Origin of the sequence: Ideonella dechloratans, from assembly GCF_021049305.1 — a bacterium.
GTDB lineage: Bacteria > Pseudomonadota > Gammaproteobacteria > Burkholderiales > Burkholderiaceae_C > Ideonella > Ideonella dechloratans.
Genome location: NZ_CP088082.1, coordinates 375,227 through 390,577, shown reverse-complemented (window position 1 = coordinate 390,577; position 15,351 = coordinate 375,227). Strand labels below are relative to the sequence as shown.

At 71.7% G+C, this 15,351-nt stretch carries 10 protein-coding genes; 3 read left to right on the top strand and 7 right to left on the bottom strand.

The annotated features are described in order from the left end of the window. Positions 1–13 precede the first annotated feature (13 nt). The 6 genes from LRM40_RS19740 to LRM40_RS19715 all read right to left on the bottom strand — a co-directional run bounded on the left by LRM40_RS19740 (position 14) and on the right by LRM40_RS19715 (position 9,289). The gene (locus LRM40_RS19740; RefSeq protein WP_151125110.1) at positions 14–3,922 is read right to left on the bottom strand and encodes a hybrid sensor histidine kinase/response regulator; all 3,909 of its coding nucleotides are present in this window, start codon (positions 3,920–3,922) and stop codon (positions 14–16) included. A gap of 43 nt (positions 3,923–3,965) precedes the next feature. Next, on the bottom strand, positions 3,966–5,039 hold the full coding sequence (locus LRM40_RS19735; protein ID WP_151125111.1) for a response regulator: 1,074 nt from the start codon (positions 5,037–5,039) through the stop codon (positions 3,966–3,968). Between the two features lie 65 nt (positions 5,040–5,104). Beyond that, positions 5,105–5,743: a response regulator gene (locus LRM40_RS19730; protein ID WP_151125112.1), complete on the bottom strand. Its 639-nt coding sequence runs from the start codon at positions 5,741–5,743 to the stop codon at positions 5,105–5,107. Beyond that, a complete protein-coding gene (locus LRM40_RS19725; protein WP_151125113.1) occupies positions 5,740–8,544 on the bottom strand; it encodes a PAS domain-containing sensor histidine kinase in 2,805 nt (934 codons plus the stop codon). The genes LRM40_RS19730 and LRM40_RS19725 overlap by 4 nt, the downstream gene beginning before the upstream one ends. Positions 8,545–8,627: 83 nt before the next feature. Next, positions 8,628–8,993 (bottom strand): hypothetical protein, encoded by a 366-nt coding sequence (locus LRM40_RS19720; protein ID WP_151125114.1) that lies wholly within the window; start codon positions 8,991–8,993, stop codon positions 8,628–8,630. Next, positions 8,990–9,289 (bottom strand): hypothetical protein, encoded by a 300-nt coding sequence (locus tag LRM40_RS19715; RefSeq protein WP_151125115.1) that lies wholly within the window; start codon positions 9,287–9,289, stop codon positions 8,990–8,992. Before LRM40_RS19715 ends, LRM40_RS19720 begins: the two co-directional genes overlap by 4 nt. 46 nt (positions 9,290–9,335) lie before the next feature. On the opposite strand from LRM40_RS19715, the gene LRM40_RS19710 reads away from it, so the two are divergent. From LRM40_RS19710 to LRM40_RS19700, 3 genes are all read left to right on the top strand, one after another. Continuing rightward, positions 9,336–10,337 carry an LLM class flavin-dependent oxidoreductase gene (locus tag LRM40_RS19710; RefSeq protein ID WP_151125116.1) on the top strand — a complete coding sequence of 334 codons (1,002 nt, stop codon included), beginning with the start codon at positions 9,336–9,338 and terminating at the stop codon, positions 10,335–10,337. A 62-nt stretch (positions 10,338–10,399) separates the two neighbouring features. Next, on the top strand, positions 10,400–12,817 hold the full coding sequence (locus LRM40_RS19705; protein ID WP_170288926.1) for an ATP-binding protein: 2,418 nt from the start codon (positions 10,400–10,402) through the stop codon (positions 12,815–12,817). 46 nt (positions 12,818–12,863) lie between these two features. Continuing rightward, complete coding sequence (locus tag LRM40_RS19700; RefSeq protein WP_151125118.1) at positions 12,864–14,801, top strand: B12-binding domain-containing radical SAM protein; 1,938 nt, start codon at positions 12,864–12,866, stop codon at positions 14,799–14,801. A 28-nt stretch (positions 14,802–14,829) separates the two neighbouring features. On the opposite strand, the gene LRM40_RS19695 is transcribed toward LRM40_RS19700, so the two are convergent. Beyond that, positions 14,830–15,090, bottom strand: coding sequence for a VF530 family protein (locus LRM40_RS19695; protein ID WP_151125119.1), 261 nt, complete (start codon positions 15,088–15,090; stop codon positions 14,830–14,832). Positions 15,091–15,351 lie beyond the last annotated feature (261 nt).

The window sequence follows — 15,351 nt, the reverse complement described above, 5'->3', positions numbered from 1 at the left end:
CGCGCCCGGGCGTTCAGCCGGGCTCGGGCAGCACGCCGGCCAGGGCCGCCAGCAGCTCCTGGGAATCGAAGGGTTTGCGCAGGAAGCAGCGCACCCCCAGCGCCCGCGCGCCCTCGGCGTCGATGTGCTCGCTGTAGCCGGTGCACAGCACCACCGGCAGCTTGGGCAACAGGGCCAGCGCCGCCTGGGCCAGCTCGGCGCCGGACATGCCGGGCATGGTCTGGTCGGTGATCAGGGCCACGGGATGCGCCTGCGACTGGCCCTGGATGGCCCGCAGCGCGTCCAGGGCCGGCCGGGGCTCGGCAAAGGCCTGGACCTCGAAACCGCTCTCGCGCAGCAGCTCGGTGAGGAAGACCAGCACCGCGGGATCGTCGTCCACCACCCAGACTGCCCCCCCGGAGGGCAGGGGCAGGGGGACCGGGCGCACCGTCTCGACCCGGACCACGGCCTCGCCGGCCGCGGGCAGCAGCACGCGCATCAGCGTGCCGCCGCCGGCCGGCGCGACCACCTGCACATGCCCGCCGGCCCGGTGCACCAGCCCCGTCACCGAAGCCAGGCCCAGGCCCGTGCCCTTGCCCACCGCTTTGGTGGTGAAGAAGGGATCGAAGATGCGGGGCCGCAGCTCCGGCGGGATGCCCGGCCCGTCGTCGCGCACTTCCAGCACCACGCAATCCTGCGGCAGCGGCTGGTGGCAGTGGCTGCACAGTTGCCCCCCCCCCGAGGCAGGCACCTGGCGCTGATGGCACAAGCCCACCTCGATGCGGCCGCCCTGCCCCACCGCGTCGCGGGCATTGAGCACCAGGTTCATGACAATCTGGTGCAGGTCCACCGCCGAGATGCGTGCCGGCGGCACCGGGTCCGGGCAGCGGCAGTCCAGACTGACGCCGGCAGGCATCGAGGCCCGCAGCAGGTCGCAGACCTCGCCGACGATCGGCGCCAGGGCCTGGGGCGGGCTGACGGCCGGCTCGCCGGTGCGGACATAGGCCAGCATCTTGGCCACCAGGTCGCGGCCCCGCTCGCTGGTGCGCACGATCTCGCGCAGGTACTGGGCGAGCTTGCTGTCGGGATCCTCGACGTGGCGCTCCAGCCCCAGGCTGGCCAGTCCCAGGATGCCGCCGAGCATGTTGTTGAAGTCGTGCGCGATGCCGCCGGTCAGCTGGCCCAGGGCTTCGAGCTTCTGCGACTGCATCTGCTGCTGCGCCAGCGCCTGGCGCTCGGCCTCGACACGGCGCTGGGCCGTCAGGTCCTCGGTGATGGACCAGAGGTAGTGCTGGCCGGCCAGTTCGATGCGCACCCCGTTCATCCGCACCGGCACCCGGCTGCCGTCGGCGCGCAGGTACTCCTTGTCGTACGGACCGTAGCGGCCGGTGTGGGCCACCGCCTGCAGCTGTTCGGCCTCGGCCTGCACGTACTCCGGGGGTGTGAGCTCCCAGTAGGTCATGCTGCGCAGCGTCGCGGCGTCGAAGCCCAGCAGGGCGCGATAGGCCTCGTTGAATTCCACCAGCCGCCCGTCCATCGTGCACATCGCGATGCCCAGGGGCGAGAGCTCGAAGAGGCTGCGCAGCTTGTCCTCGCTCTCGCGCAGGGACTGCTCGGCCCGGCGGCGCTCGCTCAGATCCTGGTGGGTGCCGATCAGGCGCAGGGGCTGCCCGGCCTCGTCGCGCACCAGCTGGCCGCGGCAGAGCACCGGCATCCAGTGACCGTCCTTGTGGCGCAGGCGCAGCTCCAGCTCGAAGCGGTCCCCGCCCCGTCCGGCCAGCAGGTCGGCCACCGCGGCATGGGCACTCAGCGCGTCCTCGGGGTGCAGCAGCCGGCGCACCCAGTCGAGCTGGCTGGGCAGCTCGGCCTCGCCATAGCCCAGCATCTCCTTCCAGCGTGGCGAGAGGAACAGCGACTGGTCCAGGAAGTCGTAGTCCCACAGACCGTCGTTGGTGCCCCGCAGAGCCAGAGCCAGACGTTCCTCGCTCTCGCGCAGCGCGCGCTCGGCCATCTTGCGCGCGCTGAGGTCGCGGGCAAAGATGAACAGCTGACCGCCATCGACCGCCCAGTGGGCCACCGAGACCTCCACCGGCCAGACCACCCCCTGCTTGCTGCGGTGCCAGGTCTCGAACTGCAGGTTGCCCTGCTGGACGACGCGCCGCATGCGGTCGGCCACACCGGCGGTGTCGAACTCGGCCTGCAGGTCCACGATCTTCATGCGCCGCAACTCGTCACGGCTGTAACCGGACAGGCGGCTGTAGGCGTCGTTGGCCTCGAGGATGCGGCCGTCGAGGTCGCTGAGGATCACTCCGTCGATGGCGGTGTCCATCAGCGCGCGGTAGCGCTGCTCGCGCTCGGCCAGCGCGCGCTGGGCCTGACGCTGCTCGCGGGTGTCGCGCATGAAGCCGATGTAGACCTTGCCGTCGGGCAGCTGGGCCTCGCCGACGGTCAGGTGCAGGTCCATCCGGTGGCCATCCCGGTGCTGGCCTTCCACGTCGCGGCCCCGGCCGATGATGCGGGGGTCGCCGGTCTGGGCGTAGCGCTGCAGATGGCCGTCGTGCACGTCCGCCACCTCGGCCGGCATCAGCATGCGCACGTTCTGCCCGACCATCTCGGCGCGGCTGTAGCCGAACATCTGCTCGGCCGCCTGGTTGGCCAGTTGCACCATGCCGGCAGGGTCGATGACGATCACCGCGTCCGGCGCCGAGGCCAGCAGGGCGCGCAGCCGCTCCTGACCGGCCGCCAGCGCGTGGGCCTGGGCCTCCCGCTCGGTGATGTCCTCGCCCGTCATCACGTAGGCATTGAGGTGGCCCTGCGCGTTGCGGATGGGAGTCAGGCGGCGGCTGTCCAGGTAGCTGCTGCCGTCCTTGCGCCGCATCGTGACGTGGCCCTGCCAGGACTGGCCGTTGGCCATGGCCTGCTGCTGCTCGGACCACCGGGCATCGGCGCCGCTGCACAGGCCGGCCAGGCTGCGTCCGCGCAGCTCGGTCAGCGTGTAGCCGGTGACCTGGGTGAACGCCGGGTTGACCCAGTGGATGCTGCCCAGCTCGGAGCAGATCAGCGTGGGATTGCCGCTGGCGGTCAGGGCATCGGCCAGGCCGCCGGCCTGGGCCAGCGGCAGGCGCAGCGACAGCAGGTAGGCGGTGCGCACCAGGTAGGCATAGGCCAGGATCTTGGCCACATGCCCCAGGGCATTGAGCATGTCCGAGGGGCTGGCGTAGCTGGCAAAGCACAGGCCGGCCACGGCGCAGAACATGGCCGCGACGGCCAGGCTGACCGCCGGCGTGCCCACCCGCCGTGCCACCCGCTGCAGGCGGGCAGCGGCCACCAGATTCATGCCCACCAGCACCAACTCGAAACCGACCTTGAAGGGGGTGAGTCCCTCGCCGGGCAGGAAGGTGGGGGGCAAGGCCTCTGCATGCCAGAGCACGAGCCAGACAATGCCCGCCATGGCCAACAGGGCCAGGCTCAGCCAGAGGTAGCGCCGGCCGGGGGCCTCCAGGCGCCTCAGCGGCGCCCAGGCCGCGACCAGCAGGCCCACGGCCAGGGCCGTCCGCCCGGCCAGCCAGAAGGCAATGGCCTTCTCGGGGCTGGAGGGGGTCACCAGCGCCGGCATGCCCGCATAGGACAGCACGTGCAGCAGATCCAGTCCCGCAGCCGCCGCCACCGCGCTGGCCAGCACCACCGTGGAGGTGCGCACCGCCGTGGCAGGCGTCAGCCACAGCAGGCCGAAGCACACCAGGCCCATCGTCATCGCGATCAGCTCGACCGCGGTGTGGAAGCCCAGGTAGCTCGACAGGGGAAAGCCCAGTGCCGCACGCCAGGGCGAGTACTCCAGCGCCAGCAGCACCAGGATGGGCAGCATCCAGGGCAGCGCGCGCCGCCACTCGGGGCCGGGGTCGCCCAGGTGAAGGCGCAGCGAGGAAGGCGACTCTTGGGACACGGCAGATGAAAAGATGGGGGGAGGCAGCGGGCCCGCGCAGGCCTCAGCCGGCGCTGGACAGGCTGGCGTAGAGCTGGATCCCCAGGTCGTCCGCCGGCTGGGCCGGCGGCTCGGCCCAGCCCGGGTTCCGTTCGGTCCACTCGAAGAAGGCACGGACCAGGGCCGGATCCCGCCAGCCCCGGGCGGTCTCCTCTTCCAGGATGGCCCGGGCCTGGGCCTCGCTCAGCGCCTTCTTGTAGGGCCGCTCGTAGGTCAGGGCGTCGTGGATGTCCACGATCTGGAACACGCGGGCCAGCAATGGAATGGCCTCCCCGGCCAGGCGGTCCGGGTAGCCGCTGCCATCCCAGCGCTCGTGATGGTGGCGGATGACGGGCGCGGTCAGCCGCATGCTGCGCAGGTTGGACACCAGGTGGTAGCCGATGGTGGTGTGCTGACGCATCACGGCCCATTCCTCGTCGGTCAGGGCGCCGGGCTTGAGCAGGATGTGGTCGGGGATGCCGAGCTTGCCGATGTCGTGCAGCACGCCGCCACGACGCAGGGCGTGCAGTTCGGGCGTGGACAGGCCCAGGGCCCGGCCGAAGCCCACGGCCTTGTGGGCCAGGCGGCTGCAGTGGTCACCGGTGTTCTCGTCCTTGGCCTCCACCATGCGCGCCAGCGCGAACAGCGTGGACTCGGTGCTGTCGAGCTGGTCCATGGCCCGCTTGCGCTGGGCCGCCACCCGCACTCGGGCCAGCAGTTCCACCGGGTTGTAGGGCTTGCCCAGGAAGTCGTCGGCTCCGGCCGACAGACCGGCCTGCAGATCACTGGAAGCGGTGCTGCCGGTGACCATCAGGATGGGCAGCATGGCCAGGCCGGGCTGCCGCCGCACCCGGCGGCAGAACTCGTCACCGTCCATGCCGGGCATGCGGCGGTCGGTGAGGACCACATCGAAATCCGCCCGCCCCAGGCAGGCCAGTCCCTGCAGGCCGTCGGCCGCGATCTCGACCTCGAAGCCGGGCCCGGAGAGGATCTCCTGCACCAGGGTCCACTGCAGGGGCTCATCGTCCACCAGCAGCACCCGGAACGGTGGCTCCCCGCTCAGCAGCGGCGTGGAGGTGGCGGGGGCGGGAAGATCCATGGTCGTGTCCTGGGCTGTGGGCTTCTCTTGGCGCGGCCGGCCGGAGCGGGTTGAGCGGGCGCCGGCTAGCCGTTCGTGATGCCGTGCCGCACCGCGTACTTCAGCAGGTCGGCATTGGTCTGCAGGTTGAGCTTCTGCATCAGCCGCATCTTGTGGGTACTCACCGTCTTGGGGCTGAGGTGCAGCTCGTCGGCGATGTCGCCCAGCGCCTGGCCCGCGGCAATGCGCTCGAGCACCTCGCGCTCGCGCGGGGACAGCAGATCGTGCGGCTGCGATTCGGGCCGGTCCACCTGGAAGACCACGGAATCGACCAGCGAGGGATCGATGAAGCGACCACCCTCGGCCACCCGCCGCACCGCCGCCACCAGGGTGCCGGGGTCGCAGTCCTTGGTCGCGTAGCCGGAGGCGCCGGCGCGCAGCACGCGCGCCACGATCGGCGCCTCCGCATGCATGGACAGCACCATGACCGGCAGATTGGGATGGACATGGCGGATGCGGTTGATCAGGTCCACACCGCTCAGGCCGGGCATGGACAGGTCCAGCAGCAGGATGTCGGCCGGGGTGCCGGCCAGCACCTCCAGCAGGGCCTCGCCGTTGGCAGCCTCGCCGACGACCTGCAGGCCGTCGATGCTGTCCAGGAGCTGGCGCAGGCCGCTGCGCACGATGCTGTGATCGTCCGCGAGGATGACGTGGATCGGATTCATGGTGTGCTCGGGTTCTTGTCCATGTCGTAGAGGATATCCACCACCGTGCCGGTGGGTCCGGTGGCAATGTCGATGACGGCGCCGATGGCCAGCATGCGCTCGCGCATGCCCAGCAGCCCCAGGCCGCCGCCACGGCGCGCGGCCACCACCTCGGGGTCGAAACCCCGGCCGTTGTCGCGCACCGTCAGGTGCAGAAGGGTACCGCGCTGCTCCAGCGCGATGGTGACCTGGCTGGCCTGTGCATGCTTGGCGATGTTGGTGAGCGACTCCTGCACGGCCCGGAACAGGGCCAGCGCCACCGATTCTGGCAGGCTGGGCTCCTGCTCATGGGGCAGTTCCAGCTGGCAGCGGGTCTCCCAGCGCAGCGAGAAGTCCTCGGCCAGCCACTCGATGGCGGCCACCAGGCCCATGTCCAGGGCACCGGGCCGCAGGTGCGAGGCCACATGCCGCACCACGTCGCTCATCGTCGCCATGGTCTGGCGCATGCGCTCGGCCCGCTGCAGGGCATCCGGGTCGGCCGAGAGGCGCTGGCGCAGCATCGACAGATCCATGCGCAGGGCCGTGACCAGCTGGCCGAGTTCGTCGTGCACCTCGCGGGCAATGCGCTTGCGCTCGTCCTCGATCAACTGGCCCTCGTAGACCACCAGCGCACGCAACTGCTCGCGCGAAGCCCGCAGCGCGTCCTCGATGCGCTTGCGCTCGGTCACATCCTGCAGGGTGCCCATCAGCACCTTGCCGCTGCCGCTGCGCTGCATCACCGCATGCAGGTGCACCACCATCACCTCGCCATCGGGGCGCATCAGGCGGGTGTCGATGCTCAGGCGGCCGTCGCCCTGCAGGGCCTGCTCCAGCGCCGCCGCGTAGCTCGCCCGGTCCTCGGTCGGCATGCGCTCGATCCAGCGCCCGCGCGGCAGCACCTGGTCCGACGGCCCGTAGCCCAGCAGGCGCAGCAACTCCAAGGAGCAGTTCACGGTCCCGCGCTCCACATCCAGCTGCCATTCGCCCATGCCGGCCATGCGCTGGGCCGCGGTCAGCCGCAGACGTGCCGCGGCGATCTCCTCGTCGGCCCGCCGGCGTGCCTCCACGTCGGCGGCCTGCACCAGCAGGCGCACCTGTTCGTCGGTTTCCCCCGGCAGACGGCTCAGCACCAGGGACGTCCACGCCGGCTCGGCCGCTGGCCGGCGCACCGCGTGCTCGCCCATGTGCATGCCGCGCTCTCCCCGCGCAATGGCCGCGAGCTCCTCGCGCACCGTGATCAGATCGCCGGCGGACAGCGTGGCCAGCAACGACTGGCCCTCCATGGCATCGACGAGCAGCCGCCAGGCCAGGTTGCAGCGCACGACCTCGCCCGCCTCGTTGACCAGGGCCATGCCCGCCATGCTGGCATTGAAGATGCGCTCCAGCAACTCGCTGGAATGGCGCAGGGCCAGCGCGCTGCGCCGGGCCTCGGTCAGGTCCTCGTCCACCGCCAGCACGCCCACCACCCGGCCACGGCCGTCGAGGATGGGTTTGGCGGTGATCTGGATCTCGCGCATCACGCCCTGGGCGTCCGGCACGGCGCGCAGGCCGCTGCGCACCACATCGCCGGTGATCACCGCGCGGCGCATCAGCGACTCATGGTCGCCCCGCCCGCTGGCCTGTTCCGGCCTGCCATAGAGGCCCAGGATCTGGACGGCGGGGTTGATGCGCTCGGTCTGCCCCTGGGCGTCGCCGATCCACACCCCCACGGGCATGGCCTCCAGCACCGCATGCAGCTGCGTGGCCAGCCCCAGGGCCTGCTGCTGGACCTGCTTGAGCGCACTGATGTCCTGCACGCTGACCAGGTAGTGCGATGGCTGACCGGTGGCGTCGCGCACCAGGGTCAGATGCACCAGCGTGGACAGCTCGTGGCCGTTGCGGTGGCGGTGCCGCAGTTCCACCTGCGCACCGCCCTGGATCTGGGCCTGCGCCCGGGCCGTGGCCAAGGCCACCCAGCAGGACGGTGCCACGCAGCGCCGCTCCAGCATGCCTTCCAGCGCCTCGACGTCATGCCCCAGCAGCGCCGCGAAGGCCGGGTTGCTGGCAATGATGCGAGGCTCCTCGCCCAGCGACACCATCGCCATGCCCCAGCCGGCGAGCTGCAGCAGGCCGCGGCTGAGGGCCACCGGCTCGGGCTCGGCCGGCGAGGCCGGTGGCGGGGCCGCGCCAGGTGCGGGCAGCCCCGGGCCCGAAGCTCCGCCGGCAGGCGCGCGCTGCCGCAGACGGTGCAGCATCCCCTCCAGCGCCCGAAGCAGGGCCGCCGGCACCGGCTGAACCCAGGCCAGCCACAGACCGGCGGCGGCCAGCCAGGACAGCAGGCCCCGGATGGGCCAGGACAGGTCTGCCCCGCCCCAGGCGGCCAGCGCCACGCCCAGTTGCCCGGCGGCCCCCAGCCAGGTCCAGCCGACACGCCCTGCCGGGGGCTGGGCGACGGACCAGACCACCAACCCGCCCGAGGCCAGGCCCAGCTGCAGCAGGGGCCAGCCGGGGGGACGGCCGATGCCGGCGGGGCCATGGGCCAGGCCGTGGATGAGGGCGGAAGCCAGCACCAGCAGCGCGGCCCCCGCGGCCACGGCCGCGGCCAGTCGCGGATGGCGCCGATGCCCCCACGTTGCGCCGGCCAGCATCAGGAAGGACAGGCGGGTCGGCAGGGTCCACTCCGGCATCAGCGCCTGCAAGGGGGGCCAGAGGGACAGCAACACCAGCGCGCCGGCCGCCAGCAGGCCCCATGCCCCCGGCCCCGGCGGCTGTGGCATCCCTGCATGGCTGGCTTTGAGGCTCAAGACGTTGTTTCTCCTGCGACGGACGGCTCGGCGGAGCACGTCGTCCGACGAGGATTGTCCATCCCCGGGCGCCGGTCGTCTGCTCAGAGTTGTGCCAATTCCGCTTCGATGTACAGGCGGCGCCGCTGCACCCCCGGGCCGACCGCAGTCACGGCCCGCACCCGCAGGGCCCGACCGGCCGGCACTGCGCGACGGCAATGGTAGTCGAGCGAATCGGCATTGCCGGCGGGGGTATCCAGCCGGCGGGCCCAGACCTGGGCGCCATCGAGCTCCACCTTCAGCTCATGCCAGCCTGCCTCGGGCCCGCCCCGGTGGCGCACCTCCAGGCGCACGTCGATCTCGAACACCCGCTCGTCATGCAGCACGGCGGGAATGTCCAGCAAGGCCACATCGGCCTCACCCGCATCCAGCACCCAGCGCTCGGGGCGGTCTCCCACCGGCGGGCTCATCGGGTGCCGGGCTCCTCCAGCGCCGGCCGGACGGTGCCTGCGCGCGACGCGGCGGCACCGTCCACCTCGCGGGCGTCGATGTCCACCACCTCGCCCGCGGGGGCGCGGCCCGCCCCGGAGAAGCCACCGGGCCGGCCCCAGCGCAGGTTGACCGCGGGCAGCGGGCGGCCGCGCAGGCGGGCCCACACCAGAACGATCACCGCCGTCAGCAGGCCCGCCAGCAGCAGGCCGGCCATCAGCACCAGCCCCAGGGCGGTGGCAACGGCCTTGAACAGCATCGAAAACAAGGTCTTCATGCCCTCCATTGTGAACGGTTGCCGCCACTCGGGCAGGATGCGGGCCATGATCCCCTTGTCCATCCTCGACCTCGTTCCCATCCCCGAAGGCAGCACGCCTGCCCAGGCCATCGGCAACACCCTGGCATTGGCCCGCCAGGCCGAGCAATGGGGCTACCAGCGCTACTGGCTGGCCGAACACCACAACATGGATGGCCTGGCCTGCTCCGCCACCGCGGTGCTGATCGGCCAGGTGGCGGCCGCCACCTCGCGCATCCGGGTGGGCTCGGGCGGCATCATGCTGCCCAACCACGCCCCGCTGGTGGTGGCCGAGCAGTTCGGCACCCTGGCCACGCTGTTCCCGGGGCGCATCGACCTGGGCCTGGGCCGCGCGCCCGGCACGGACGGCGCCACCGCCCGCGCCCTGCGCCGGCAGGCGCTGGCCGGCAGCGAAGACGAGTTCCCCCGCGACGTGCAGGAGCTGATGGGCTACCTGGCCGCCGAGGATCGACCCGGCCAGACCGTGCGCGCCATCCCCGGCCGCGGCACCGAGGTGCCGGTCTGGCTGCTGGGCTCCAGCCTGTTCTCGGCCCAGCTGGCGGCCTGGCTGGGGCTGCCCTTCGCCTTCGCCTCGCATTTCGCGCCCGACATGCTGGACCAAGCCCTGGACATCTACCGCCGCACCTACCGCCCCTCCGAGCGCTGGCCGCGGCCCCACGCCATGGTGGGCTGCAACGTCATCGTGGCCGACAGCAACGAGGCGGCCGAGCATCTCTTCACCTCAGCCCAGCTGCGGGTGCTGGGCATGTTGCGCGGCCAGCGCGGCCCGCTGCCGCGGCCCATCGACCCGGCGGAGCTGGCCCGTCTGTGGCGGCCCGAGGAGCAGGCCGGGGTCCATCGCATGCTGGCGGTCAGCGCCGTGGGCGACGCGCAGCGGGTCACCGAACAGCTGGGACAGCTGCTCGAGCGCACCGGTGCCGACGAACTGATCGTCGCCTGCGCCGTGCACGACCCGCTGGCCCGCCAGGACTCCTACCGACGGCTGAAGGACGTGACGCATTTCGCCTAGCCGGGCTGCACCAGCGGCCCGCGGGCCGCTACCATGGGATGCGCCAGTTCCAGGCTCCGCCCATGTCCCTGCTGTCTGCCCTGTCATCGCGCTCCCGCCGCTGGTTCAAGGCCCCCCAGCACCTGTTCGACCACCTGAGCTTCCGCACGAAGTTCGTGGTCATCGGCATGGTGCTGGCGGGTCCGCTGTCCACCCTGGTGGGTTTTGTCGCTTCGCGCTACGACCAGCGGGTGGACAACGCCCAGGCGCGGGAATCGGCCCTGCTGCGCAGCAGCCACCTGCGGGATCTGGCGGTGGCGTTGGCGGTGCACCGCGGCCTGTCGGCCCGCATCCTCGCGGGCGAGGAAGGCGCCAGCGCCGAACTGGTCGGGCAGCAGAAGCGGGTGGACCGGCTGCTGAACGAAGCCCTGGAGAGCATCCCCCCAGAACAGTGGCGCACCGCCAACCCGGCCCAGGGGCCGGCCCTGGTGTCGGAGGTGCACGACCTGATGCGCCTGAGCGACCCGGGGCAGCCGGAGCGCAACTTCAACCGCCACAACGCGGTCATCGACGCGCTGCTGAACCTGAACGCCCGGGTGGGCGTGGGCCCGGACCTGGGCACCGACGACCACCACGAAGCGGCCCTGCTGCACCTGGCCTTCCAGCAGCTGCCCATGCTGCTGGAAGCCCTGGGGCGCCAGCGGGGCTGGGGCAGCGCGGTGCTCACCCAGGAGGCCTACACCGACGCCGACCTGACCCGCTACATGCTGTACGCCGGCGGGGCGGCCCAGCAGCTGGAGGTGACGCAGAGCGCCCGGGAAGCCCTGAGCGAGACCAATGCGCTGCTGGCCCGCCCGGGCCACCCCGTGCCCCTGACCATGGCGCTGGACGAAGCCGACATCTTCAGCCAGCGCTCCATGGCCATCGTGATGGCCCGCCAGGGCGGCGCCGCCGCGGCCGCGCAGCACTTCCGCGAAGGCAGCATCGCCATCGACCGCCTGGCCGAGGTCACCGCCGCCTTCTCCGATCTGCTGCTCAGGCGCGCCCGGCACGATCTGCTGGCCGCCCAGCATGGCCGCACCGTGTCGCTGCTGGTCATGGGCCTGGTGGCCCTGGCCCTGCTGCTGATGTACCGCGGCTTCGAGCGTTCCACCGTGCTGCGCCTGCGGGACCTGCAGCGGGCCTCGCGCCGGCTGGCCGACGGCCAGTTCAACGACCGGGTGCAGGTGGTGGGCAGCGACGAGATCGCCCGACTGTCCGGCGCGCTGGACGACATGCGCCAGCGCCTGCAGAACGCCGTGCGCGAGCGGGCCGATGCCCTGGCCGCCCACGCCGCCTCGCGCGCCAAGACCGAATTCCTGGCCCGCTGGAGCCACGACCTGCGCACCCCGCTGGCCGCCGTGCTGGGCTTTGCCGACATGCTGCTGACCCGCCAGGCGCCCTCGCTGAGCGAAGCCCAGCGCGAGGACGTGATGCACATCCGCGAGGCGGGCGAGCACCTGCTGGCCCTGGTCAACGACGTGCTGGCGGTGGCCAGCGTGGACGCACGCGACGGTGACACCGTCCGCCAGCGTGACGAGGCGGTGGCCATCGGGCCGCTGATCGCCTCGGCCGTGCATCTGGTGCAGGCCCAGGCCCGCACGGCCGGCGTGCTGCTGGAATGGCCCCGCGAACAGGGCATCCTCTCGCCCGACTGGGTGCGGGGCGACCGCACCCGGCTGCTGCAGGTGCTGGCCAATCTGTTGAGCAACGCCATCAAGTACAACCAGGCCGGCGGCCATGTGCGCCTGCTGTGGAGCGCGGAAGGCGCGCAGGTGCGCATTGCCGTGGAGGACGACGGCTGCGGCATTGCCGAAGCAGACCTGCCCCGGCTGTTCCAGCCCTTCGAGCGCCTGGCCACGCCCGACCCCGGCATCGAGGGCCTCGGCCTGGGCCTGTCCAATGTCAAGCGACTGCTGGAAGCCATGGGCGGCAGCGTGGAGGTGCACAGCCGGCTGGGCGAGGGCTCGCGCTTCACCGTGAGCCTGCAGCGCATGGCGCCGCCCATGCCGGCGCCCGCACCCGGCCTGCAGGCGCTGCCTCCCGCGCCGCCGCTGCAGGGCCGCATCCTCTACGTGGAAGACGACGAGACCAACGTCCTGCTGCTGCAGGCCATGCTGGCCGCGGAGCCGGGCCTGGAGGTGACGGTCTGCCGCGACGGCGCCCAGGCGCTGGCCCAGCAGGAGGCGCCCGACCTCTGGATCATCGACGGCCAGCTGCCCGACATGGACGGCGTGGACCTGCTCAGGCAGTTGCAGCGCCGCCCCGGCATGGCGACCCGGGCGGTGATGTTCTCGGCCGATGCACTGCCCTGCCGGCGCGCGCAGGCGCTGGACGCCGGCTTCATCGACCTGTGGGTCAAGCCCATGGGCCGGGACGAGCTGCTGCTGCGCCTGCGCCAGCTGATGAGCCGGCCGCGCCCCGAGGGCCAGGGCGTCTCGGCCGCCCCGCTGGCACAATGACCGCCCCTGGCGGTGCCCGGCCGCCACGCTCCCCGGCCACGCCTGCATGACCCCGATCCCGTACCGCGTGCTCAGCCTCATCCCGCCGATGACGCAGCTGAACACGCCCTACCCCTCCACCGCCTACCTGACCGGCTTCCTGCGCTCGCGCGGCCTGGACGCCAGCCAGGAAGACCTTGCCCTGGGCCTGGTGCTGCGGCTGTTCACGCCCACCGGCCTGGACGAACTGCGCACGGCGGCACGGGCCCTGCCGGAGCGCCAGCGCCCGCCCCAGGTCCACCACTTCCTGGCCGCCTTCGACACCTACCGCACCACCGTAGCCCGGGTGATCGCCTTTCTGCAGGGGCGCGACCCCACGCTGGCCCACCGCATCAACACCCGCGGTTTCCTGCCCGAAGGGGCGCGCTTTCAGGCCCTGGACAGCTACCCCGCCGAGGAAGGCGAGGACCCGCTGGCCTGGGCCTTCGGCGCCCTGGGCCTGCAGGACCGGGCCCGCCACCTGGCCACGCTCTACCTGAACGACCTGGCCGACGTGGTGCGCGAGGCGGTGGACCCGCGCTTCGAGTTCGTGCGCTATGCCGAGAAGCTGGCCACCGCCCAGCCCCATTTCGACCCGCTGGCCGAGGCCCTGGCCGCCCCGCCGCACCTGCTGGACCGCACCCTGGCCACGCTGACGGCCGAGGCGCTGGAGCGCCACCGGCCCCAGCTGCTGCTGCTGTCCGTGCCCTTTCCCGGCGCGGTCTATGGCGCGCTGCGCATCGCCCAGGCGGCCAAGGCCCTGCAGCCGGACCTGCCCATCGTGCTGGGCGGCGGCTTCGTCAACACCGAGCTGCGCGAACTGGCCGAGCCGCGCCTGTTCGACTTCGTCGACTACGTGACGCTGGACAGCGGCGAGCGCCCGCTGCTGGCCCTCATCGAGCACCTGCAGGGCCAGCGCGGTCGCGAGCGTCTGGTGCGCACCTTCGTGCGTGAGGCGCAGGAGGTCCAGGGGGCCGAGGCGACGGTGCGGCTCATCAGCTGGCCCGAGCCCGATGTGCCCTTCGACGAGGTGGGCACGCCCACCTGGGACGGCCTGCCGCTGGACCGGTATCTGTCCCTGCTGGACATGCTCAACCCGATGAACCGCCTGTGGAGCGACGGGCGCTGGAACAAGCTGACCGTGGCCCAGGGCTGCTACTGGAAGAAGTGCAGCTTCTGCGACGTGGGGCTGGACTACATCGGCCGCTACGAGACCACCACCGCCCAGATGCTGGCCGACCGCATGGAAGCCATCGTCGCCGAGACCGGCCAGACGGGCTTCCACTTCGTGGACGAGGCCGCGCCGCCCAAGATGCTGCGCGCCCTGGCCGAGGAGTTGCTGCGCCGCCAGCTGCCGGTGAGCTGGTGGGGCAATGTGCGCTTCGAGAAGACCTTCACCCCCGAGCTGGCCCAGCTGCTGGCCGACAGCGGCTGCATCGCCATCAGCGGCGGGCTGGAGGTGGCCTCCGACCGGCTGCTGGCCCTGATGAAGAAGGGCGTCTCGGTCGAGCAGGTGGCCCGCGTCACCAAGGGCTTTGCCGACGCCGGCGTGCTGGTGCACGCCTACCTGATGTACGGCTTCCCCACCCAGACGCTGCAGGACACGATCGACGCGCTGGAGTACGTGCGCCAGCTCTTCGACAACGGCTGCATCCACAGCGGCTTCTTCCACCGCTTCGCCTGCACCGTGCATTCACCGGTGGGCCAGCACCCCGAGGACTACGGCATCACCCTGCTGCCGCTGCCCGAAGGCCGCTTCGCCAAGAACGATGTGGGTTTCATCGACCCCACCGGCACCGACCACGACGCGCTGGGCCGCGGCCTGAAGAAGGCAATCTACAACTACATGCACGGCATCGGCCTGGACGAGGACGTGCGCGCCTGGTTCGACCACCTGCCCGGCAAGCTGCCGCGGCCCACCGTGGGCCGCCAGCGCATCGCCAAGGCCCTTCAGTCCTTGGGCTGAGGGGGCGCCGCCGGCAGGTCATCGCGGCTCAGGGGCGCCCCATGCGCTTGCGCTCCCGCAGCATGAACAGATAGAGCGCTTCGACCTTCTCGCGCGCCCAGGGCGTCTTGCGCAGGAACTTCAGGCTCGACTTGACGCTGGGCTCGAAGGCGAAGCAGCGCAGGGGAATGCGCGCATCGAGGCCCTCCCAACCGTACTCCTCGCTCAGGGCCGTCACGATGGCTTCCAGCGTCAGGCCGTGCAAAGGGTTGCGCGGCTGTGCCGGCGGTGGTGCGGATGCATCCTTCATGCGGCGATTGTCGTCGTCCGTGGAGGGGAAAGCTCAGGACGGGAATCGGCCAGGAGCGACCATCGCTCGACGTCCGCCGGGAGCAAGCCCAGGCGTTGGCTGGCCACGCGCATCCCCAAGTTGACGGACTCGCTCATCCCCTGTATCGATGAGCCCTTTGTCACTTCATTACGCAGTGATACCGTGCAAAGAAGCCCTCGAAGATTCAACAGAGACAGCCACTTGGTGCAGGTTCAACCGGGAATTTTGGGGAGCATCCCG